The organism is Nonomuraea rosea, from assembly GCF_039539705.1.
GTDB lineage: Bacteria > Actinomycetota > Actinomycetes > Streptosporangiales > Streptosporangiaceae > Nonomuraea > Nonomuraea rosea.
Genome location: NZ_BAABDQ010000044.1, coordinates 20,090 through 41,710, shown reverse-complemented (window position 1 = coordinate 41,710; position 21,621 = coordinate 20,090). Strand labels below are relative to the sequence as shown.

General features: G+C 68.9%; 19 protein-coding genes and 1 pseudogene. 8 read left to right on the top strand and 12 right to left on the bottom strand.

The genetic code is table 11. The features are described from left to right. Window positions 1-21: 21 nt before the first annotated feature. Window positions 22-1,248 carry an MFS transporter gene (locus ABEA43_RS55335; protein ID WP_345575225.1) on the bottom strand — a complete coding sequence of 409 codons (1,227 nt, stop codon included), beginning with the start codon at window positions 1,246-1,248 and terminating at the stop codon, window positions 22-24. Window positions 1,249-1,434: 186 nt separating this feature from the next. On the opposite strand from ABEA43_RS55335, the gene ABEA43_RS55330 reads away from it, so the two are divergent. After that, window positions 1,435-1,842: a GNAT family N-acetyltransferase gene (locus tag ABEA43_RS55330; protein ID WP_345575223.1), complete on the top strand. Its 408-nt coding sequence runs from the start codon at window positions 1,435-1,437 to the stop codon at window positions 1,840-1,842. A 351-nt stretch (window positions 1,843-2,193) separates the two neighbouring features. Here ABEA43_RS55330 and ABEA43_RS55325 read toward each other — a convergent pair whose 3' ends face one another. Continuing rightward, a complete protein-coding gene (locus ABEA43_RS55325; protein ID WP_345575221.1) occupies window positions 2,194-3,348 on the bottom strand; it encodes a lactonase family protein in 1,155 nt (384 codons plus the stop codon). Between the two features lie 422 nt (window positions 3,349-3,770). On the opposite strand from ABEA43_RS55325, the gene ABEA43_RS55320 reads away from it, so the two are divergent. After that, the gene (locus tag ABEA43_RS55320; protein ID WP_345575219.1) at window positions 3,771-4,244 is read left to right on the top strand and encodes an NPP1 family protein; all 474 of its coding nucleotides are present in this window, start codon (window positions 3,771-3,773) and stop codon (window positions 4,242-4,244) included. A 143-nt stretch (window positions 4,245-4,387) separates the two neighbouring features. Here ABEA43_RS55320 and ABEA43_RS55315 read toward each other — a convergent pair whose 3' ends face one another. Further along, on the bottom strand, window positions 4,388-4,735 hold the full coding sequence (locus ABEA43_RS55315; protein WP_345575217.1) for a hypothetical protein: 348 nt from the start codon (window positions 4,733-4,735) through the stop codon (window positions 4,388-4,390). Continuing rightward, window positions 4,729-4,887 (bottom strand): hypothetical protein, encoded by a 159-nt coding sequence (locus ABEA43_RS55310; RefSeq protein WP_345575214.1) that lies wholly within the window; start codon window positions 4,885-4,887, stop codon window positions 4,729-4,731. Before ABEA43_RS55310 ends, ABEA43_RS55315 begins: the two co-directional genes overlap by 7 nt. Window positions 4,888-5,076: 189 nt before the next feature. Between ABEA43_RS55310 and ABEA43_RS55305 the strand changes: the two are divergent. After that, a pseudogene (locus tag ABEA43_RS55305) lies at window positions 5,077-6,120 on the top strand (AfsR/SARP family transcriptional regulator); the annotation flags it as partial. A gap of 2,016 nt (window positions 6,121-8,136) precedes the next feature. Here the strand turns inward: ABEA43_RS55305 and ABEA43_RS55300 are convergent. The 4 genes from ABEA43_RS55300 to ABEA43_RS55285 all read right to left on the bottom strand — a co-directional run bounded on the left by ABEA43_RS55300 (window position 8,137) and on the right by ABEA43_RS55285 (window position 13,210). Then, entirely contained in the window at window positions 8,137-8,973 is an 837-nt protein-coding gene (locus ABEA43_RS55300; RefSeq protein ID WP_345575213.1) for an ABC transporter permease, read from the bottom strand. Continuing rightward, window positions 8,970-9,995: an ATP-binding cassette domain-containing protein gene (locus tag ABEA43_RS55295; protein ID WP_345575211.1), complete on the bottom strand. Its 1,026-nt coding sequence runs from the start codon at window positions 9,993-9,995 to the stop codon at window positions 8,970-8,972. Before ABEA43_RS55295 ends, ABEA43_RS55300 begins: the two co-directional genes overlap by 4 nt. A gap of 110 nt (window positions 9,996-10,105) precedes the next feature. Beyond that, the gene (locus ABEA43_RS55290; protein WP_345575209.1) at window positions 10,106-10,981 is read right to left on the bottom strand and encodes an alpha/beta fold hydrolase; all 876 of its coding nucleotides are present in this window, start codon (window positions 10,979-10,981) and stop codon (window positions 10,106-10,108) included. A gap of 318 nt (window positions 10,982-11,299) precedes the next feature. After that, the gene (locus tag ABEA43_RS55285; RefSeq protein ID WP_345575207.1) at window positions 11,300-13,210 is read right to left on the bottom strand and encodes a C2 family cysteine protease; all 1,911 of its coding nucleotides are present in this window, start codon (window positions 13,208-13,210) and stop codon (window positions 11,300-11,302) included. 414 nt (window positions 13,211-13,624) lie between these two features. Here ABEA43_RS55285 and ABEA43_RS55280 point away from each other — a divergent pair, with 414 nt between their 5' ends. Together ABEA43_RS55280 and ABEA43_RS55275 are read left to right on the top strand one after the other, a co-directional pair. Then, the gene (locus tag ABEA43_RS55280) at window positions 13,625-14,095 is read left to right on the top strand and encodes a carboxymuconolactone decarboxylase family protein (protein ID WP_345575205.1); all 471 of its coding nucleotides are present in this window, start codon (window positions 13,625-13,627) and stop codon (window positions 14,093-14,095) included. A gap of 53 nt (window positions 14,096-14,148) precedes the next feature. After that, the gene (locus tag ABEA43_RS55275; protein ID WP_345575202.1) at window positions 14,149-14,631 is read left to right on the top strand and encodes a carboxymuconolactone decarboxylase family protein; all 483 of its coding nucleotides are present in this window, start codon (window positions 14,149-14,151) and stop codon (window positions 14,629-14,631) included. Between the two features lie 212 nt (window positions 14,632-14,843). Here ABEA43_RS55275 and ABEA43_RS55270 read toward each other — a convergent pair whose 3' ends face one another. From ABEA43_RS55270 to ABEA43_RS55260, 3 genes are all read right to left on the bottom strand, one after another. Beyond that, window positions 14,844-16,250, bottom strand: coding sequence for a hypothetical protein (locus ABEA43_RS55270; protein ID WP_345575200.1), 1,407 nt, complete (start codon window positions 16,248-16,250; stop codon window positions 14,844-14,846). Between the two features lie 35 nt (window positions 16,251-16,285). After that, the gene (locus ABEA43_RS55265) at window positions 16,286-16,483 is read right to left on the bottom strand and encodes a hypothetical protein (RefSeq protein WP_345575198.1); all 198 of its coding nucleotides are present in this window, start codon (window positions 16,481-16,483) and stop codon (window positions 16,286-16,288) included. Window positions 16,484-16,686: 203 nt separating this feature from the next. Further along, complete coding sequence (locus ABEA43_RS55260) at window positions 16,687-17,634, bottom strand: AraC family transcriptional regulator (protein ID WP_345575197.1); 948 nt, start codon at window positions 17,632-17,634, stop codon at window positions 16,687-16,689. A 141-nt stretch (window positions 17,635-17,775) separates the two neighbouring features. Here ABEA43_RS55260 and ABEA43_RS55255 point away from each other — a divergent pair, with 141 nt between their 5' ends. From ABEA43_RS55255 to ABEA43_RS55245, 3 genes are all read left to right on the top strand, one after another. Beyond that, window positions 17,776-18,828 (top strand): saccharopine dehydrogenase family protein, encoded by a 1,053-nt coding sequence (locus ABEA43_RS55255; RefSeq protein ID WP_345575194.1) that lies wholly within the window; start codon window positions 17,776-17,778, stop codon window positions 18,826-18,828. A 336-nt stretch (window positions 18,829-19,164) separates the two neighbouring features. Beyond that, window positions 19,165-19,695, top strand: a complete 531-nt coding sequence (locus ABEA43_RS55250; protein ID WP_345575192.1) for a TetR/AcrR family transcriptional regulator — start codon at window positions 19,165-19,167, stop codon at window positions 19,693-19,695. Window positions 19,696-19,837: 142 nt separating this feature from the next. Then, entirely contained in the window at window positions 19,838-20,242 is a 405-nt protein-coding gene (locus tag ABEA43_RS55245; RefSeq protein WP_345575190.1) for a DUF5360 family protein, read from the top strand. 279 nt (window positions 20,243-20,521) lie between these two features. Here ABEA43_RS55245 and ABEA43_RS55240 read toward each other — a convergent pair whose 3' ends face one another. Then, complete coding sequence (locus tag ABEA43_RS55240; RefSeq protein WP_345575188.1) at window positions 20,522-21,526, bottom strand: WD40 repeat domain-containing protein; 1,005 nt, start codon at window positions 21,524-21,526, stop codon at window positions 20,522-20,524. Window positions 21,527-21,621: the final 95 nt, after the last annotated feature.

Below are 21,621 nucleotides of genomic sequence, written 5' to 3'. Positions count from 1 at the left end.
CACTAGACGGGTCCTTCGCACTCAGTCGTCGTGGGCGATGTGCGCGAGCTGCCGCCACAACAGCACCACGAACACCGCGGAACCGGCGAAGGCGAACCAGAACGGCGCCGCGACGCCGAAGCGGGTGGCCAGAACACCGCCGATCAGCGAGCCGACCACCAGACCGGCGTAGACGCAGATGGTGTTGACGCTGCCCACCCGTCCCTGCAGCTCGCGCGGGACCGCGCGCTGGCGGACGGTGACCGAGGTCGTGCCCCAGATGAACGCGTGCGCGCCGAAGACCAGGAAGATGCCCCCGGCGACCCACGGCGAATGGGTCAGGGCCAGGCCCAGGTGGGTGAACGTCTCGATGATGAGCCCGATCCGCATCAGGGCGCCGAGGCTCACCCTGCGGGTGATGGCCCCGTACAGGCCAGTGCCGATCAGGCCGCCGATCCCGCCGATGGTGGTCATCAGGCCGAAACCGATGGCGCCGAGGCCGAGCTGCTCCTGGGTGTAGAGGACGAGAACCGACCAGGCCGCGCCGAAGGTGAAGTTGAAGATCAGGATCGTGAGCGCCAGCGTGCGGACCGCCGCATGCCGGATGGTCCAGCTGAACCCGGCGATGAGCTCCCGTACGGTGTCGGGCTTGGGATCGGTGCCCTGCCGGCCGTGCGACGGCAACGTGATCCGGGAGACCAGGACGATCCCCGCCGCCACCAGGAGCAGCTGGCCCGCGAACGGCCAGGTGAAGCCCAGCCCGAACAGCGCGGCGCCGATCGGCGGCCCGGCGAGCTGATTGAGCGTGATGAATCCCGTGCCCAGCCGGGCGTTGGCGATGACGAGATCGTCCTTGCCGACCATCATGGGCGTCAGCGTGGCCGTCGCGTTGTCGGCGAACACCTCGGCGATGGACCGGAGCGTGAGCGCCACCAGCGCCGTCATCACGGTCACCGTGCCGGTCACCATGAGCGCGACGAGCGCCACCAGCACCAGAGCCCGCACCGCGTTCGCGATGAGCACGATCCTGCGCCGGTCGTGCCGATCCGACAGCACGCCCGCGTACAGGCCGAACAGCAGCGGCGGCGCCCAGCTCGCCAGGGCCGACAGCGAAATCATCAGCGGATCGCTGGTCAACGTCGCGATCAGCAGCGGGCCCGCGGCGGCCGCGACCCCGTCACCGAGATTCGTCAGCCAGCTCGACGCCAGCAACCATCGGAACCCTGTCCCCAGCCGGGCAGGCAGGATCCTCTCCACCACTGTGATCACGAGCGCAAAACAATACGTTTTGCGGGGATCTGCGGCAACACATTTTCGCGTCTGGCCTGCCAGCCGTGAGTGGGGACGGATGGCAGAGGGGGTCGATCCCGGGCCAGGCCTGACGGGTGGCCGGGAGATAATCCTCCGGTGCTGATTTCCGAAATATCGCCCGTTAACGATCCTCTCGGGGCTGAGTTGCTCGCTCTGCAGAAGGCCGCCTACGCCGTCGAGGCGGAGATCATTCAGGATGATCGCATCCCACCCCTGCATGAGAGCCTGGCCGACCTCCGTGCCCAGCCGCTCCAGTGGCTCGGCGCCATGGACGCGGACGGGCGGCTGGCCGGAGCCGTGGCCTGGGAGGAGACAGACGACGAGGTGGACGTCAACCGACTGGTCGTACGCCCCGAGTCGGCACGGCGCGGGATCGGGCGGGCCCTGGTCAAGGAGGTGCTGGCCAGGGCCGGCGAGCGGCGGGTCGTGGTGTCGACCGGGCGCGACAACGTGCCCGCGCGCACGCTCTACGAACGCCTCGGGTTCGGGCCGACCGGCGAGGTCGAGGTGATCCCCGGGTTGTGGATCGCGAACTACGCCTTCCCCGCCTGAGCCGGCAGACCCCCCGCCCGCCAGGACAGCGACCGTGAGCATAGGGAGGCGCATGGGGCCGTCCAACGGCAGGCCTCATCCCCTGAGCTCGGCGGGCGGAGGCAAACGGAGGGGCGGCGGTGACGGCGCGCGGGGCTTGCGGCCCAGCCCGCCGTCCGCGCTCATCGGCGGCGGTCGTTCCCTCTGATCTCCGTCCTGGTCGTCGAAACCCCCGTCGGCTCGTGTCGAGCCTCATGAGGATGGGCGTTCCACACCGCACCGTTTCCTGCCGCGCCTGCAGACGCGCGCACGCCATCGGCGGCACCGCTTGCGCGGTCGCCGATGGCGTGCGCGCGTCGATCACCGGGCTGATTACCGCTGGGTGACAGGCGCGGGACGGACGATGATGGACTGGGTCAGCGGGAACTCCCCGCCCGTGGCGAACGGCGATCCCGTGGCCTCCTTCAGCAGGCCGCCCGACCCGATCTGCCACGCGGCCACCTGGCTCGTGTCCCGGACGGCGGCGAAGACGTCCCGTCCGTCCGGCGAGATCGCGACCGCCGCGACCTCGGCCTCCGGGGTGGGGACGGGCGAGTCGGCGGTCGGCCTGAGCGCGCCGTTCGGCAGGATCGTGAAGCCGAGCAGACCGCCGGGTGCGTCGACGTCGGTGTCGTTGCTCGCGACGTACAGGTGCTGACCGTCGGGCGTGACCTTGAGACCGACCGGGCCGGTGGGCGCGGCGAACGGCGAGCCGGGCACGGGGGTCAGCGAGCCGTCCGCGCCACGCCGGAAGCCCCACACGTTCTGCCCGACGGAGGAGGGCACGTACACGAAGGCGCCGTTCGGGCTCATCGCGATCCCGAAGTTGGCCTGCGCGACCTTCGCCACGTCCTGCGCGGGTCCGAGCGAGCCGTCGGGGGCCACGGCGAACCTGGTGATCACCCGCGGCGGGCTGTCGCCGGTCTCGTCCACGTCGGCGTACGAGAGGTAGAGGAAGCGCCCGTCGGGGGAAAGCACCGTCTGCTTGGGGAAGGTCGACGTGGTACGGACGTCGCGGCGATGGGCCGGCGTCCCGTCAAGGCCGATGTCGTACGCCGAGATCGTTCCGTCGCCGGTGTTGGTCACGTACAGGGTCCGCCCGTTCGGGGACATGGTCGCCCCCCACGGCTCGTCGCCGGTCTTGACGATCAGCGGATCCGGCTGGAGCGCACCCCGCGCCCCCACGCGGAACACCGAGAGCTCGTCGGAGTCGCTGTTGACGACGTACGCGGTGGCGCCGTTCGAGGCGAGCGCGATGCCCCGGGGGAACTCGCCCCCGGTCTTCACGGGCTTGCCGATGGGCGAGAGAACGGCCCCCAGGCCGATCGCGAAGGAGGAGACGTCGCCGGAGCGGGCGTTCGTCACATAGACCACGGCGCCGGACGGCGGCAGGACCGGTCCTGCGGCCTGGGCGGGAGAGGTGAGGGCCAGCAGCGCGACGGCGGCCAGGACGGCACCGCCCGCTCGCGCGGAGAACGACTTCTTCATGGATTTCCCCATGGTTCGAGTGATGGGCCTACACCCCATGGGCGTGCCATCCCGTTCCAGCCGCCACCGGACGCCGGAATCGGCGCAAGGCGAACCGGCCCGGCGACCCGCCGCACAGTGAACGGGCCCGGCGCCCGCAGCACGCCGCAGTCACCCTTTCGGCACCCTGTGCGCACCGCCCGAAGCTAGCGATCTGCAGCGCGGTCCCCGTGACGGAGCCCAGCCCGTCCACGACCTCCAGGCCGCATCGACACCGCGGTCAGCGGCGGCGAGTCCCGCAGGCAAGCGGTGGCCCCGCCATGCCCGCCCGCGGCACCCATCGGTGCAACCGCACCGAATCAGACAGGAGCGCATCATCATGACCCTGACCGGACCTCGGTTCAGTCCTGGAACCTCCCGGACGCGGGAAGCGCCTGCGCGCCGTGCTCGGCGCTCTCGCGCTCGTCCTGAGCATGTCCGGCGTCGCCTGGGGCGACGTCGTCCCCAAGATGCCGCAGAACGCCGATGGCCTGGAACAGACGTACTCTCCCGCCTATGACTACGACAATGACGGCTGCTACGCCACGGCCGCCATCACCATGTCCGGTCAGGTCAATTCCGGCCTGCATCTCGGCGGTGCCGTGAACGGCCATTGCCACGACCGGGCACAGCTGGATCAGGCGAACACCTACGCGCGGGCGAAGTGCAACGACGGCTGGTGCGCGATCATGTACGCCAGCTACTTCGAGAAGGACCAGACCGTGGACGGCTGCAGCAGCGAGCCCGGCTGCGGCCACCGGCACGACTGGGAGCACATCATCGTGTGGGTGCACGACAACGCCATCCAGCTCGTCTCGTGCACGGTGACTGGAGAGGGCTCTTCCCCAGGGACCTGCGCTTCGAGGGCTCGCACGTGAAGGCGGTCTACAACAAGCAGGGCGGTGGCTCGCACGTGTTCCGCCCCGCCAACGCCTCCGACGACCGCATCGAGAACGTCAGCGGCGGCTGGGTCTTCCCCCGGCTGGTGGGCTGGCAGCATCGCCTTCCGGAACAAGTTCATCTACCACGGCCACGCCACCATCAAGATCGGCACCGAGTCCATGAAGGGGTCGCTCGCGCAGGCCAAGCCCCCAGGCATCCCCCTCGACCCCTGGGCCTGACGAACCTCGGGCCCATCCGGCCGGCGGCGCTCACCGACCGCCATCAGGTCATAGGCGTTCTGCGCCTCGATGCCCGGCATGGAGCCGGTATCGGGTGGAGGGTCGCCGGCGGTGGCCGAGGCGAACGCGACGGCGCCGAAGATCGCCAGCCAGACGCTGGTGACGTACCAGCGTCGCCGGAAGGCCCCCAAGAGCAGGCCGGCCAGAGCGGCGACGGTGAGCCACGCAGTCCTGGTGGGAACTACCACCCCGCGTACCCGCCACTCATACCCGCCAGCATCCACAGCGCCGTCACGTGCGGTCCGGCGCCGACACCGGCCGGCAGCATCGGCACCAGCAGGCGACGCACCCTGGCCGTCACGTCGGCGTAGCTCTTCCGCGCGAAGCTGCGGCCGGCCACTGCCGGTGGTGAAGACGGACCCGGCCATCGACGTCCTCACCTGCAGCGGCCTCTCGATCATGCTCCTTACCTGTGAGTCGTCCGTAAGCTGAGGGTGTGTCTCCCGCACTCGTCCTGCTCGACGACGTCCGCTGGCGGGGTGTGCGCGTGGTCGGCGATCGCGCGCAGACCCTGCTGGCCGTACTCACCATGCACGGCCACGCAGGGGTCAGTGTCGAGCGCCTGGTCGAGGAGTTGTGGCCCGACGAGGAGCCGGCCAACCCGGCTAAGGCTCTGCAGGTGGTCGTCTCGCGGACCCGGGCGGTGACCTGCGCCGACGTCGTCGTGCGCATCCCGCGTGGTTACCGGCTCGGGCTGCCCGCCGGTCAGGTGGACGCGCTGCTGCTCAGCGCGCTGGTGGAGCAGGCACGGGCCGCGCTGGGCGAGGGCGACATGGTGCTCGCGCGTCACCGTGCCGAAGACGCCATGGGTATCGCGGCCAGCGGCGTGGACGGCGCCGCGGGCCCGCTTGCCGAGCTGAGAGGCGTCGCGGCAGGGTGGGTGGCTGAGGCGCGGCGGGTCGCGGCGATCGCGCGGAGCCGCAGCGGCGCTCACGAGGGCGCGCTGCCGCTGCTGGAGGAGGCCGCGGCCGAGCGGCCGCACGACGAGGAGCTGCTCGCCTGCCTGCTGCGCAGCGAGGCCGCCGTACGAGGTGCCGCCGCCGCTCTGGAGCGTTATGAGCGGTATCGCGCGGGCCTGGTCGCGCGGCTCGGCACCGGACCAGGGCCTGAGCTCGCCCGCGTGTACGCCGAGCTCCTCGTCGCCGATCGGCCGGTGCGTGCGGGCATCCTGTTCGACGGCTCCTCGCTGCTCGGCCGCGACGGCGACATCCGTGCGGTGCACGCCCTGCTGCAGACCAACCGGGCGGTCTCCATCGTCGGTCCCGGCGGACTGGGCAAGACGCGGCTGGCCCATGTCGTCGGCAGGAACGCCACGCAGCCCATCGCTCACTTCGTCGAGCTCGTCGGCGTCTCCTCGCCGGAGGGCGTGGTGGGCGAGGTGGGCTCGGCGCTCGGGGTCCGGGACTCGGTCAGCGGGCGTCGTGCCCTGACCGCCGAGCAGCGCTCCGACGTACGCACCCGGATCGCCCAGCATCTCGACCAGGCTCCGGCGCTGCTGATCCTGGACAACTGCGAGCACGTGATCGAGGCCGTCGCCGACCTGGTGGCTTTCCTGACCGTGACGACCCGCGACCTGCGGGTGCTCATCACCTCGCGCGCGCCCTTGTCGATCCCCGCCGAACGCGTCTACCTGCTCGGCGAGCTGCTCACGGGCGACGCGGTGGAGTTGTTCCGCCAGCGCGCCACGGCTGCCCGCCCGGGTGTGCGGATCGACGAGGGAGTGGTCGAGGAGGTCGTCGCCCGCCTTGACGGGCTGCCGCTCGCGATCGAGCTGGCCGCGGCCAAGGTGCGGGTGATGTCGGTGGAGGAGATCGCGCGGCGTCTGGCGGACCGGTTCGCCCTGCTGCGCGGAGGGAACCGTACGGCTCCCGGCCGGCACAAGACGCTGCTCGCGGTCATCGACTGGTCGTGGAATCTGCTGGAGGAGCCGGAACGGCACGCGTTGCGGTGGTTGTCGCTGTTCGGCGACGGTTTCACGCTGGCCACGGCTGAGCACATTCTCGGCCCGGACACCCTGCACGTCATGGACGCGCTGGCCGAGCAGTCGATGCTGAACGTCCGCGAGACGACGTACGGCCTGCGCTACCGGATGCTGGAGACCGTCAGGGAGTTCGGGCGGATGCGGCTGAAGGAGGCCGGCGAGGAGGCGCCCGCCCGGGCGGCGCAGCGGGCGTGGGCGACGGCGTACGGCCTCGAACACGCCTCCGCGCTGTTCAGCCCGGCGCAGTTCGCGGCGGCCGACGCGTTGCACGCCGAGGAGAGTAACCTCGCCGAGCTGCTCCGGCAGGCTCTCGGCGAGTCCGATCCCGTCACGACGGTCCAGTTGCTGGCCGGCGTCGGCGCGTTGTGGTCGATCCGTGGCGACCACTTCCGGGTGTTCGTTCACCGGGACGCGATCACCCAGGTGATCACCGGCTGGGTGCCGCCGCCGTACCTCGTCGGGGTGACCAGGGCGGCCATGCTGATCACGCTGATGAACATCATGATCGTCGCCGACCGCCACGACGATCCGCTGCGCGATCTCCTCCGTACGCTGCCGACCAGTGACACGACGGATCCCCGCGTGGCGGCGATGTCCACGGTGCTGATCGCGTGCGACGTGGCCGATGGCGCCGAAGTGCGCCGCCGGCTGGCGGAGCTGTGCCGGAACGCCGACCGTGACGTGGCCTTGGCGGCGATGCAGATGTACGTCCAGGTCCTGGAGAACGCGGGAGACGTGACCGAGGCGGCCGAGGCCGCCGAGCGAACCCTCACGATGCTCCCCGAGGACGAGGGACCCTGGTCGATCGCGATCATGAACGCTGTGCTGGCCCACCTGGTCATGCAGCTCGGCGATCGCCGGCGGGCGGTCGGGCACGCGCGGATCGCCATCCCGGTGCTGAGCAGGCTCGGTGCCACAGACGATGAGACCCAGCTCCGCGCGCTGCTGCTGGGCTCCGCACTCGCCGACGGCGACCTCGGCACCGCGGAGGCCGAGCTCGCCGAGATCACCCGGATCAACGACAACGAGGCAGTGCTCGGCGGGGTGACGATCGTCTCGTTGTGCTCGGCCGAGCTCGCCCTCGCCCGCGGCGAGCCGGCCGCCGCGCTGGCGGAATACCGCTTGGCCGTTCAGCGGGCGCACGACCTGCGCCTGCCCGGGGTGCCGCGCACGGAGCTCGCGCCGTGGACGATCATCGCGATGTCGGTCACTCTGACGGCGTACGCGTACCACGCGCTTGAGGAAGACGTCCGCTACGGCGAGGAGCTGTTCGCCACCCTCCGCGGCTACGACCTGCTGACCGCGAAGAACCCCATCTTCGACTACCCGGTGTGCGGCTCGATGCTCTTCGGGCTGGGCGCCTGGGGGCTGCTGCGGGGAGCCATGGCCCCCCGCGACTCGATCGGGTTGCTGGTGCTGGCCGAGCGGTTCGCGTACAACGACAGCATGCCCTCCATGACCTTCGAGCGGATCGAACCGTACGCGGAGCGGGCCGCGCCCGGACTGCTCGCAGCCGTGCGGGCCGAGTACGCCGATCGACGCGGCTCCGACCTGCTCGACGAGGCACGCCGTCTCGTCGAGCAGATCTCCGGCCGTAACGGGCTGAGGTCACATGTGCCGCTTGTAGCTGCGGACCGACAACGGCGCGAAGATCGCGATGACGATCAGGCACGCCAGGAGCGTCCATGCCACCTCTCCGCTGACGAGGGCGCTGTTGGCGAGGTCGCGGGCGGCCGTGACCAGGTGCGAGACCGGGTTGATCCGTACGAACGCGGCTAGCCAGCCGGGCAGGGTCTCGACGGGGACGAACGCGTTCGACAGGAACGTCAGCGGGAACAAGATCATCATGGAGATGCCCTGGACGGCCTGGACGCTCCGGACGATCGTGCCGACCCAGGTGAAAACCCAGGCCAGCGACCAGCCTGTGATGATCGCCAGCAGGATCGCGGCGAGCACGCCGCCCGCTCCGCCGCCCGGGCGATAGCCCATCACCAGGCCCATGCCGAAGGTCAGAGTGGCCGCGATCGTGTAGCGCAGCAGGTCGGCCACCATCGGACCGGCGAGCGGGGCGATCCGGGCGATCGGCAACGACTTGAACCGGTCGAAAACGCCCTTCTCCATGTCCTCACGGAGCTGCGTGCCCGTGGCCATGCACGTCGTCAGCACGGTCTGGGCGAGGATGCCGGGGATCATCAGGGGGAGGTAGCTCTCCACGTCACCTGTGATGGCGCCGCCGAAGAGGAAGGCGAACATCGCGGTGAACAAGATGGGCTGCAGCGCCACGTCGAAGAACTGCTCCGGATTGCGGCGCATCTTCATGAGCGCCCGCCACGCCATCGTCAGGGTCTGGCCGAGCGTCTCCCCCATGGAGACGCGCCGCCGGGCGGCCGCCACGCGATCGGCGGCCCGGACCGCCTCGCGGGCGGGTGTGGTCATGGTGCTCATCGGTTCTCCTCCGTGCCGGTCTCGTCGTCCCCGTTCGTCCCGTGGCCGGTGAGGGCGAGGAACACCTCGTCCAGGCTGGGCTTGGCCACGTTCACCGAGGAGATCGACACCCCGGCGGTGCGCAGTGCGATCAGTACGTCCGCAGCCAGGTCGGCCTGGTCGAGTGCGACGTTGAGACGGCCCTGCTCCGGGATGAACACCGGGTCGGAGCCGAGGACGCGCCGCACGACCTCCACGGCGGTGGCCACCTCGCCCGGCTCGGCGAGCAGCAGCTGAAGGGCGGAGTTGCCGACCGCCGTCTTCAACTCGTCGGGGCTGCCCTCGGCGACCTTGCGGCCGTGGTCGATGACGGCGACGCGATCGGCGAGCTGATCGGCCTCGTCCAGATACTGCGTGGTCAGCAGCACCGTGCAGCCATCGGCGACCAGGCCGCGGATGGTGTCCCACATCTGGCCGCGCGTGCGCGGATCGAGACCGGTGGTCGGCTCGTCGAGGAAGATCAGCGGTGGCCTGGTGATCAGGCTGGCCGCCAGGTCGAGGCGCCGGCGCATGCCACCGGAGAACTGCGCGATCGGCCTGTCGGCGGCCTCCTCCAGGCCGAACTGGCCCAGCAACTCGACGGCGACACGCCGGGCGCGCGGCGCGGCGATGCCCTGCAGGCGGCTGAAGAGCCAGAGGTTCTCGCGGGCGGTCAGGTTCTCGTCGACCGACGCGTACTGTCCGGTGACGCCGACCAGTTGGCGGATCATGTGCGGGTTGCCGGCGACGTCGACCCCGAAGATCTCGGCACGGCCCGCGTCGATCTTCAACAGGGTGGCCAGCATCCGCAGCATGGTGGTCTTGCCGGCGCCGTTCGGGCCGAGGACGCCGAAGATCTCTCCGGGGTGTACGGCCAGGTCGATCCCGTCGACGGCACGGTGCTCGCCGAACGTCTTCACCAGCCCTTCCGCACGTACGGCCAGATCGGTTCCTTCGTCGGAGGCCGGGCCGCCCCCGGTACGTCCGAGTTTTGTGATGCTCATGGCCTCACTCTCGGCGACGCCGGTTTCACGGCGCCCTCGGCCGGTTTCACCGGTTGCCGGGTTCGCAGGCCGGAGGACTCAGTGGCGCGGTCCCGCCCCGGCAAGGCGGGTCACAGCCGGATCAGGTCGGCGACCTCCTCGGGCAGGCCGGGTGACGTCATGACATGGCCCATCCCGGGCACGACGTGCAGCACCGCGCCCGGAATCGCGGCGGCCAGGGCCTCGCCGTGACCGAGCGGATAGACCGGATCCTGGTCGCCGTGCACGACCGAGGTCGGCGCGGTGATCGACGACAGCGGGGCGAGCAGGTCAGGGGCGTCCATCCACGCGGCCCGGTGATGGTTGGCCGCGGCCGCCGGGTCGGTGGCCCGCGACAGCGCCAGCTCCAGCATCGCCCGGGCGGCCGGCTCGTCGAACGGCCGAACCGGCCCGTTGAAGACCCGGAACAAGGCCACGTCGGACTCCACATCCGGCGGCAGCCCGGCGGCCAGATGCGCGAGAAACGCCGGCGACGGCGGCGGCAGATCATCCGGGTCGGCCGGCTCCCCGGCCCGCGCCCGTGCCCACACCAGACTCGGATCATGACCCATCGGCGAGCTGGACATCACCGTCAAAGACCGGACCCGGTCCGGCGCGTGCACACCCAGCCACTGCGCGATCATGCCGCCCATGGAAGTCCCCGCCACATGGGCGGAACCCAGTCCATAATCGTCCAGCACAGCCAGGCAGTCGCGAGCCATGTCCCCGATCGTGTACGGATGAGCATCGAAGTCGACCACGCTGGACCGGCCGGTGTCCCGATGATCGAACCGGATCACCTGAACCCCACGCTCGACAAGCCGGCCGACCAGCGCGTCAGGGCAGCTGACACCCTGAGCAGCCGACCCCGCGATCATCAAAACAGCGGGAAGCCCAGGATCTCCGACCCGCTCAGTCCAAATCCGCAACGGCCCGGAGGGCACAAATCGCTCGTGCGCATTCACCATGGAGGCACGGTAACGGCTACCTGCCGCCGAACGCCGACATTTACCGACTGCCCGGCCGGGAGCAGGGTGCCGCAACCGATAGAACCGGTCGTACCTCAGCAACTGCCTCCGCGCCCGAGCTGCCGTGCTGCCGGCCGACCTGGACGCTTGGCCCGCCACCGCCTTCCCGGCCCGGCGACCTCCTGCGTCTCGGGGACCGCCCTCACCCGTCCCCGAATTGCTGCTCAACTATTCGCATCTGCGCCTGCTTGGTAGGTCCTGTTCGGGTCGGCGTTCTGACACGTATCGGGACGCCCTTCTGATTTCGCGTCAAGTGTCCTAGCGGTCGACGACGCCGTAATCGACGCTGTGGAAGAAGTCCAGGAACTCCGCGAGGGACAGGCGGAACGTCCCGGTGTCCGTCTCGGGGGTGAGCCTTCCGTTCAGGTTGGGGGCGTTCTTGTGATGGGGGTTGACGAGGCTGATGGTCGAGGCGTGCGTGTCGAGCGTGGGGAGGGCGGCGGCCATTTCCGCGAGGTTGCCGAATGGGGTGCCGAGCACGGGGTTGGTCTCGTAGTCGGGGACGGGCCACCTCCCGAAGAGCTGGAGGTCGACGTCGGCGATCGCGTAGGCGTGCCGGGCGTAGAGGTACGGCCGATCCGCCCGCATACTCCCCGGTAGTGCCAGCGCAGAGAGGAGCTTGACGACCCGCTCGGCCCACGGGGCCTCCAACCGGCGCGACATCACCGCGTTCATGATCTCAGTGCACGCCATTCTGTACTCGTTGTCGGAGTCCAGAGCCTTCAGCGCGTCATCTTCCCCGTCCGCGGTCTCCGCCAGCTTCTTGACGAGGACGCCGAGATGCGGGTCGAGATCCGCGGCGTCGCGGAGCCCGTCGTGAGAGTGCAACTGCTGCGTGCAGAGGCTGATCAGTTCCTTGCTGACGTTGCGCCAGCTGACGCTCGCGGTGGGAATCGCCAGGCACGGGGATGTGCCCTTGGCCTGGTCGTTGATCATGAGCAGCAGGTTGAACAGTTCCGCGCCGGGCTTGTCGGCGGCGGCCGGGTCGGTCACCTCGATCGATCGGCTGTACCGGAAGCGGTTGCCGTACAGGCAGCCGAGGACCGCGTAACCGGAGCTGCTGCCCTGGCCGATCTCGGCATAGCCGTTGTTCGCGGTGTCGCTGACGGGGGGCTGGTCGGCCAGCAGGCCGTACGTGCCGGCCAGGGCAGCGTAGGCGCGCTCGACGATCGGCGCCCAGAGGGCGGTCTTCAGCTCGTAGGTCGTCTGCAGGTATTCGATGCCGTCCTCGTACTGCCCGGTCTGGTCGTTCATGCCGCCCATCGTCTTGAGTCGCCGGCGGACGGGGTCTCCGCGCTGCACGCGGACGCGTGCGCCCAGCAGGACGCCCTGGTCGTTGTGCGCGAAGATCGCCGATGGCAGCTCGACCTGCTGCGGAATGCGGTAGGCCCTGTTCTGGTGCCGGATCGTCCGGGTGAAGGTGACCACGTACCTGTCGTCGCTCTTCTTGACCATCCGCTTGATGTTGGCGGGGTCGTGGTGGGCGATGGCGCCGAGCGGGGCCAGGAAATAGCAGTCGCCGAGCTCTCCCTGGCACACGTCGTCGGCGCTCGGGCCGCCCTGCAGCCACAGCTTGTTCTTGGCCGTCAGCGTCACCACCTCGGGGAGGTCCGCGCGGGGAGCGTCATCCGACTCGTCGAGCACCGGGTCCAAGTGGTGGACGTACAGGTCGCCGGGCTTTTCGGGCATCGGCACCTTGGCCATGGCACCCTGGAGGGTCGCGTAGACGTTCGGCGGTCCGAGAACGAGCGACTTGCCGGTCGCGTTCGCGGCCTCGTCCAGGTCGCCGTGCACCATGAGCCGGTAGTACGCGATGGCCACCTCGTAGGTGATGGCGAGATCGTCGTGGTCCGGATCCGAATCTTCCGGATTCTGTTTCACATACTCCTCGACCAGGTCTTTGAAGACCGTTTTGACCTCGTTGGGAAGTATGCGGAGGGCCGCTTTTCTCCTCTCTTTCGAGCAGTCGGCCCACGCCCGCAGCACCGTCGGCCAGTCGCCCAGGTGATCCTCGGCGGCGAAGTGCAGCACCACCTCCTCGGCCAGCTTCTGAGTGACGGCAGGCTGCAGGATGAAGGCCTCGACCTCTTCCTGGGATTTGGTCTCGATCAGCCTGATCACATCAGCCGTCTTCGCGGCGACGGGGAGGTGGGGTTCGAAGGCCTCCATCCGTCTGCTTTTGATGATTGTTCCCGTGTCGCCGGTTACCGCCTCGTTGACGATGAAATGTTGCTCCTCGAGGACGGCCACCTTCGCGTCGTCACTCTTTGGCCTGCCGACGTCTTTCCGGCGTAGTGAGGTCTGTTTGGGGTTGCTCATCGGTTGGCTCCGCACGCGAGGACGGCCAGGAAGGTGGAGGAGGCATCGCAAGGATCCATCGGGGGCCGACCCACGTCAATGCCTGGTGGGCCCGGTGAAGGTGTACGGAGACCAGGACGGAGAAGGCGGGCCGGCATCTCCTCGATGATCGCTGGCTCCACCAGGGCTCGGGCGCTGTGGCGCATGTCACGTATGCGTGTGTCACAGGATCCGGGCCTGCGGCATCTCATGGGCAAGCCAGTGACAGCAGCAAGGAGCACATCAATGGAAACCCGCCTGAACCTCTTCGCCAGCCCGGTCGTCGCCAAGGCCCTGGGGCACTACGGGGCGGCGGCCCCGGTGCTCATCCAGGAGTCGGCGGTGCCGGCCACGACTCAGAATCTGGTGATGCTGCGCGCGAGCCAGATCAACGGCGACGGCTATGCCACCGACGTCCACGGTCAGAACGCCGCGCACGCCGGTGAGACCGTCGCGCGGCTGAACCTGGTCGCCGTCTGGCGCGAGTCGACGGTGTTCACCGACGCCGAGCGCGCCGCCCTGGAGCTGACCGAGCAGGGCACCCGCATCGCCGACGGTGCCGGTGGGGTCACCGATGAGGCCTGGGCGAACGCCGCCGGGCACTACGACGACGACCAGCTCGCGGCGCTGGTGGCGTTCATCGCCCTGATCAACGCCACCAATCGCTTCGCCGTCATGAACCGGCAGCGGGGCGGCGCCTACCAGCCCGCCCGGTAGCGATCCGCATGACCATCCCGAACGTCACACAATTCGCGAGTAAGGACCCCGTCATGGAACGTTTCGACCTGTTGACCAACGAGCTCGGCGCCAAGATCGCCAAGCGTATCTACAACGTCGCCGTGCTGATCGAGAAGTCGCCGCTGCCCAAAACCACCCAGGACCTGGTGATGCTGCGCGCCAGTCAGATCAACGGCTGCGGCTTCTGCGTCGACTACCACACCAAGGACGCCGCGGTCGCCGGTGAGAGCGCGACCCGCATCCACCTGGTCGCCGCCTGGCGCGAATCGACGGTGTTCTCCGAGGCCGAGCGGGCCGCGTTGGCGCTCGCCGAGGAGGGCACCCGGCTCGCCGACGGCCATCACGGCGTGTCGGATGAGACCTGGGCCGAGGTGCGCAAGCACTACGACGACGATCAGACCGTCGCGCTGGTCTCCCTGGTTGCCATGATCAACGCGAACAACCGGCTCAACGTGATCGTACGCAAGCCCGGGGGTTCCTACGAGCCCGGCATGTTCGCCGGCATGGCGAACTGACCGGCGCCCTCCACGGTCACCCTGATACCGGTGACAACCTGAACGGCCGGGATACCCCGGCCGTTCAGGTATGGGCGCCGCCCTTCACCTTCCGATCGTCTCCGAGGACAGGGGACGGAGCTATGATCTGCGACCCGCCACAGCAGTCGCCGACCAGCGTCGGCATCGGGTACGCGCGCTGTCCCAAAGGACCAGGAACTCGAGTTCAGGGCTCACCCGGCGGCATATAGCTTGGCGATGCGTGCACCGAGGTCGGCGCCGTAGTTCTCGTGGTAGACCTGGGCGGAGCAGTAGACCGCACCGCCCTGGCGGGCCAGGGTGGGCGTCCAGACGGCGGCGTTCTCCACGCCGGGGTCGTTCATCGCCAGGCCGATGAGTGCGATGTCGTCCACGCTGACGTCGATGAAGTAGTCGCTCACGCCCTTGCGCTCGTACAGGCGCCATTGCAGCGTCGCGCTCGTCGTCCCGCTCAGCTTGGCCGTGAGGTCGACCGTCGCCTTCACCCAGGTGCCCGCTGCATCGGCGGCGACGTCCCGCTCCCAGACCACCTTGCCGTTGAGCAGGAGCTGCTTGATGTGGTACCCAGCCGGATGCTCCGGCCCGCGGGCGTCACGGTGCCAGAAGCTCACCACCCGCTTGGCCGCCCCTGAGGTCAGGACGGTGTTCCGCGTCGCGCCACACGACATGCCCGCCTTGGTGGCTGTCTGCTTCTGGACGACGAAGCTCAGCCGTCCGTCGCCCGTGCGGGCCAGGTTGTCGGCCGAGGGGCGCGTCCATGCCTGGTCGCGGGAGACGAACGGGAGCTTGTACTGCAGGACCCCGGCGAGTTCACCGCTACGAATGTGCTCGACCGCCTTCTTGGTGACCGCCTCGACGTAGGACACCGTCGGCTTCTGGGCGGCGTGGCTCAGCGGGTAGGCGTATGGCATCAGGTAGACCTCGGTGCCGGGCAGCCGCTTGGCGAGCTGCTGCACCTGGTACGACAGGCTCCACGGCCAGGAGACGTCCCGGTACGGCTCGTCACGGAAGGGGAAGACCACGCCGTCCACCAGCGGGATCTGCCCGGCGATGAACGCGTCGGTGAACTGGCCGTAGTAGACGGTCGGGACGAACTTGAGCGCGGGACTGATCGCCTTGGCCGCCGACCGCATCTGTCCGACGTAGGCGGGGGTGAACGTCATGAGGTCGTAGGCGTAGTCGTCCACCGTCCAGCCGACCAGGTTCGGGTGGCTCTTGGCGAGGGTGGCGATCTCGCGGGACCAGGCAACGTAGTCATGCTTGAACGGCCGGGACACGCAGCAGCCTGCCTGGCTCGGCGAGTACACCAGCACCCAGACGTCGATCCCGGCGGCGGCCGCCGCGGGCAGGAACTCATCCCGCAGGTCGGTCCAGTGCACGTCGTCACCGGCCATCGGATAGACGTAGGTGTTCGCGTTGAGCGCTTTCAGTCCCGCGATGATCGACTTGGTATCCACGTGCCTGATCCCGTCGGCGCGCGGCTGCTCTTCACGCATGAGGTTGCCCGCCGTGCCCAGCGCGCCCGGAACCCTGGCGTGAGACACGCCGGGGATCATCGACAGCAGCACGGCGAAGACGGCCACGAGCGCGAGACGGATCACGAGAGTTCCTTCGGGCATGATCAAGTACGGGCCCGTCAGCGTAGCGAGCTCTGGTATGTGGCCAGTATGTCGCCGGTGCGGCCGATCAGGTCGGGGTAGCCGTCGTTGTACGGGCCGGCTCGGGCGCGTCGACCACACCTACCTGCGCCTCGGCGGCGCATCGCGCCCGGGCGCTGTTCACGCTTGGCGACCGGCATGAACGTGACACCGAAGATCACCGCGTTGCGCGGCAACAGGTCACCCTCGCAGCGGCCGCCTTCCTAGCCACGCCGCGCCCGCGCCTCAAGTCCAGTGCTCGCCAGGCCCTTCGACATTACAGAAGGTCAGGCTAAGGATCTTCGAGGTTTGGCGGACACGTCGGTCAACCCCGTTTTCCGCATGTGACCGATCTTCAGCGGGGGCATCACTCCTGAAGTGGCAACCTCCCCGAAGATCCCTACGCGGGTGTCGTGATACCCCCGGTGCGGTGCCGGTAACTGCCGGGCGGTGACCCGTACTGGCGTTTGAAGGCATGGGTGAAGGTGTACTGCGAGCTGTAGCCGACCTGCTGGGCGATCGTGTTGACGGGGGCGTCGGAGGCGCGCAGGAGCCGTGCGGCGGTGGTCATCCGCCACCATGTCAGGTAGGTGAGCGGTGGCTGGCCGACCAGATGGGTGAACCGCCGGGCGAAGGCGGCGCGGGACAGACGTGCCTGCGCGCCCAACTGCTCGACGGTCCATTGCCGGCTGGGGTCTGCGTGGATGGCGCGGAGGGCGGCGGCGACGGCGGGGTCGTGCAGGGCCGCGGCCCAGCCGGTGGCGGAGTGGCCGGAGACGCGCTGTTCTTCGAACCACGCGCGCAGGATGTAGAGCAGGAGAAGATCCAGCAGGGTGAGCAGGATGGTGTCGGAGCCTGGGCGGGGTTCGTCGCTGTCCAGCTCCACGCCGAGGAGTTCGACCGCGGCGCGGAGTTCCCTGTGGCGCCCTACCCGCGTCGGTAGGTGGATGACCTCGGGCAGGTCGTTCAGGAGCGGATGCGGCCCGGATCCGTCCAGGAGGTAGGCGCCGCAGAGCATGACCACCGTCGGCGGCCGGTCGGCCGGCGTCTCGTCGTTGCGGCCGTCATCGACTCCGGTGAGCGTTGCGGGCGGCTCGCTCGCCAGGGTGGACGGCTCGTCGGCCAGACCGTGCGCGGAGCCGCGCGGCAGGAACGCCACGTCGCCCGGCCCGAGCGCGATCGGCTCACCCTGCGACGGGAGCAGCCAGCACGTTCCCTGGAGAACGATGTGGAACCCGGCGGACGGCATCGCCGGAGAGCGCTCGGCGAAGGGAGCGAACCTGGTCACCCGGCCCGAGTGGGGTCGACCGGTACGCGCCGCACTCACCACATCAGACAGAACATCCACGCAACCAGCATAACCAACGACGACCTCGACAAAGACGATGACGCAAACTCCAGAGCGCATCACGCATTCAATCGTCTTGTGCCAGCGCCTTACTGTGCTGATGGGCTGAGCAACCGCGCAGCCCCATCGTGAGGAGACGACATGAAGATCGCCGTTTATGGCGCGAGTGGATACCAGGGAAAGCTCGTGCTCACCGAGCTGGCACGACGCGACATCGAGACGGTCCTGGCCGGACGTGATCGCGCGCGCCTGGAGGAGGCCGCCTCGGCGGTCGGCCTTCCCGACGCGGAACGGCGCGTGGCCGACACCGGCGACCATGAGGCGCTGGTGAGCGCGTTCCGCGGCTGCGACGGCGTCATCAACTGCGCCGGACCCTTCACCTCCTCAGGTGAGGCCGTGGTCCGCGCCGCGATCGCCGCCGGCTGTCACTACGTCGACACCTCAGGCGAGCAGCTCTACGTCAAGAAGATCTTCGACACCTTCACCACGGAGGCGGAGAACGCCGGGGTCACCGTCGTACCCGCCGCCAACGACGGCTGCGTCCCGGTAGACCTCCTGGCCCACATCCTGGCCGGCCGCCTTGAACCGGTCGAAGAGATCATCACCACCCACGTGGTCGTCGGCGGCGGCGGCATGTCGCGCGGCTCACTGCGCTCGCTGGTCGAAACGATCGACGCCATCAAGGCGGGAGGCCTGTCCTACGACGACGGCGACTGGCGCCCCGGCATGCCCGCCCGCCACACCGCGATCCGGCTGCCGGGACAGTCGGAGGCGACCCCGGTGATGGCCTTCCCCGTGTCGGAGGTGGTGACCATTCCCCGTCACATCCGCGTCCGGCATGTCGAGGGCCTGACCGAGGCGGCGTTGGGCGACCGGCTGAACACCCCGCTCACACCGGAGATCATCGAAAGCCTGCCGGAAGGACCCGATGAGGACAGCCGCCGCACCCAGCACTTCACCTACGTGCTCGACGCCACCAGTACCGATGGCCGCCGCGCCCGCGGCATCGTCCAGGGCCCCGACACCTACGGCACAACCGCGGTGATCGCCGTCGAAAGCGCCCGCCGTCTCATCGCCGACCCTGCCAAGCCGGGGGTTCTCGCACCCGCCCAGGCCTACCACCCGACCGCCTTCCTCGACTTTCTCATCCCGTACGGGATCCAGTGGATCATCGAGGACGCGCCGGCAACCTGACGCTGAGCCTTCTCCGGCAACGATCAGCCGCGGTGTGTGATCGTCCGGACGGCCCGCTGGATTGAGCGAAGGCCCTGGAACGCCGCGAAGCCCCTGGCAGAAGTGACCTTGTTTAGAGATCAACTTCATGGATCGGCGCTGCGGACACGTTCGGCGCCGACCCACGCGGCCAGGTCTTCATGGGTCAGCACGGTGTCGGCGTACGGCTCCGGCTGCAGAGCCAACGTACAGCCAGACGTACACAAGCTGACCATCGGCTTCACGTGGACAGCGGCAAGCCGCGCCGCTAAAGTACCGACCGTCTAGACGGTCGGTACTTGGTCATGGGGAGGGACGATGCGAGATCGAATTCTGGACTCTGTCGAGCGAATGCTGGTCTCCGGAGGGGCGGACGCGATCCGGCTGGACGCGGTCGCGGCGCAGGCCGAAGTCAGCAAGGGCGGCCTGCTCCATCACTTCAGGTCCAAGCAGGCACTGCTCCAAGGAGTGCTCGACCGGCAGGTGGAACGGTTCCAGGCCGCGCTGCCGCCGCCGGGATCGCAGCCTGGTGCCTTCACACGAGCCTGGCTGGACGCCACCATTCCCGACACCGACGTCCCAGCACGGGCGCACACCGACCGGGTGGCGGTGGCCCTGCTCGCCGCGCTGTCCGGCGGCCCGCACGTGCTTGAGGCGTTCCGGCGCCGCTATGAGGCCTGGCAGGACAGGCTCGCCGACGACGGCCTCGATCCGAGCACGGCCTACCTCGTCCGGCTGGCCGTCGACGGATGGTGGATGGCGCGGTTGCTGGACCTGGCACCGCCCCACGACGACCTGCATCGCCAGGTTCGCGCGCGGCTGGCCTCAATGATCCAGGAAGGCCTTTGATGCCGCCCAGCACGCCGTCCGGTCTCGTGATCCCCCTCGCGGGTCTTCGCCACACCGTTCGTCGGCGCAGCACTGTTGCCGGCGAGCCGACCCGCATCACCACAGTGAAGGACACGACCCTCGGCGGCGAGGCGAGGCAGCCGTGAACCGCATCCTGGGCGCGACGAAAATCGCCATGTTGGTCACCGACATCGCACTCCTGCTGTACTGGGCGGTGGTGTTCGCCGGCCTGATCCCGCCCGAACTGGCCTATCAGGACTACACCAACCCGATCCTGACCGACTGGAACGTCTCGTTCGTCCTGCTCGACCTGGCCGCGAGCCTGACCGGGCTGGCGACTCTGTGCACCACGTCCTCGCCGCGGCCTCTGATGACGGTGTCCCTCACCCTGACCAGCACCGCCGGCCTCCAAGCAGTCGCCTTCTGGGCGCTGCGCGGCGACTTCACCCTCACCTGGTGGCTGCCCAACTTGTTCCTGCTGTTGTTCCCGCTGCCGGCGCTCATCGTCTTGATTCGTCCAACCACGAACGCGGCGGCCGATCGGTAGCAGAGCCACCATCGCGACAGCCGTCGCACACGTCAGTGACGCACCACCCACCACAACACGCCTGCACGATCAGCCGTACCTGGCTCTGCACGTGAGGCTGTACGCCGACACGCGCGGGCTCTCCAATCGGCGAGCTTCCTCGTCAGGTCGCTGATCTCGTTGACCGTTTGACATCTCCCCCAAGGCGATGCCGAAGGGCCAGACCTTCATCTCCTGCACAGCACCGCGTCCAGCAAGGTCACCTGCACAACGAGCTCACCTTCTACACTCGTGGCGCACTCAAAATGCAAGATCCCACATGTGGACCACGCCGTCCTGGCCGGCGGTCAGGGCGACCGGGCGTTCTCGGATCTCCATAATGGTCACCGCGGTGACTTCGCCCTTGTGACGGGCCAGGGGTGTGCCGAGCTGGACGCCGTGGGTGAGGTCCCAGATTCGCGCAGTCCCGTGACCGTCGCCGGTCACCCCCAGCGTCCGGCCCCCGATCATCGCGGCATCCATGGCCAGGATGCCGGTCTCGTGCGCGTTGATCGGATCCCCCACCGGTCTGGCGTCGCTCAGGCTCCAGCGCCAGAGGTCACCGCCGTCGTTCGCCGCCGCCACAATGGTCTCCGACAGCGCGACGGCGTGGAACAGCCCTGCGCCGATCATCGTGTGCCGCCGCTCGCCGCGTTCCAGGTCCGTCACCAGCACCTCCTCGCCGGACACCGACGCCACGAGCACCCGCTCGCCGACCCGTGCGACCGCGATGTCTCCCATGTCGTCCGAGTGCCCGGGAAGCTCCCGGCACCGCTCGTCGATCCACTCTGGGGACGACGGATCCCACTCGAAATGATCAGGAATGAAGCCGCCCGCGACGAGGGCCAGGCGCCCGTCCAGCACGGTCGTGTCCAGGGCATGGACGCCGCCGTGGCTCAAGATGACACCGCTGAGCAACTCGCCGCTCATCAAGTCCCACAGTGCCGGGCTCTGGTGGTGGCCGCCCGTGGCCAGTATCACCCGCCCGCCGACGACCTCCGCACCCACGAACATGAAGTCGGGGTAGAGGTGAGGGGCGATCTCGTCTTCTTCTTCCTCCTCGTCCACTCCCTCGTCGTCATACTCCCTAAGATCCTCCAGTGCGCGCGCGGTCCACTCGTCCTGGAGCACGTCCCAGGTCCATACGTCGTTCCAACGGTCTGTGCAGACCACCAATGCGCGCCCGTCCACCTCGACCACCGCAAGATCGTTCACGGGGCTTTCGGACGGCAGCGTGCCGCTTTGGATAAGTCGTTCGGCAGACATGCGGATCATCGTATGGCCCCATCGGCCACATGACACCGGAAGATCAGCATTCGGGGGTACCTGCAGGGGGTGCGACCGGAATACGCCTGAGGCGT

Coding starts and splice junctions, on each gene's coding strand:
- ABEA43_RS55325 (WP_345575221.1), bottom strand. CDS start 3,348: ATGAAGAAGTCGTTCTCCGCGCGAGCGGGCGGTGCCGTCCTGGCCGCC.
- ABEA43_RS55300 (WP_345575213.1), bottom strand. CDS start 8,973: ATGAGCACCATGACCACACCCGCCCGCGAGGCGGTCCGGGCCGCCGAT.
- ABEA43_RS55295 (WP_345575211.1), bottom strand. CDS start 9,995: ATGAGCATCACAAAACTCGGACGTACCGGGGGCGGCCCGGCCTCCGAC.
- ABEA43_RS55290 (WP_345575209.1), bottom strand. CDS start 10,981: ATGGTGAATGCGCACGAGCGATTTGTGCCCTCCGGGCCGTTGCGGATT.
- ABEA43_RS55285 (WP_345575207.1), bottom strand. CDS start 13,210: ATGGAGGCCTTCGAACCCCACCTCCCCGTCGCCGCGAAGACGGCTGAT.
- ABEA43_RS55280 (WP_345575205.1), top strand. CDS start 13,625: ATGGAAACCCGCCTGAACCTCTTCGCCAGCCCGGTCGTCGCCAAGGCC.
- ABEA43_RS55275 (WP_345575202.1), top strand. CDS start 14,149: ATGGAACGTTTCGACCTGTTGACCAACGAGCTCGGCGCCAAGATCGCC.
- ABEA43_RS55255 (WP_345575194.1), top strand. CDS start 17,776: ATGAAGATCGCCGTTTATGGCGCGAGTGGATACCAGGGAAAGCTCGTG.
- ABEA43_RS55250 (WP_345575192.1), top strand. CDS start 19,165: ATGCGAGATCGAATTCTGGACTCTGTCGAGCGAATGCTGGTCTCCGGA.
- ABEA43_RS55240 (WP_345575188.1), bottom strand. CDS start 21,526: ATGTCTGCCGAACGACTTATCCAAAGCGGCACGCTGCCGTCCGAAAGC.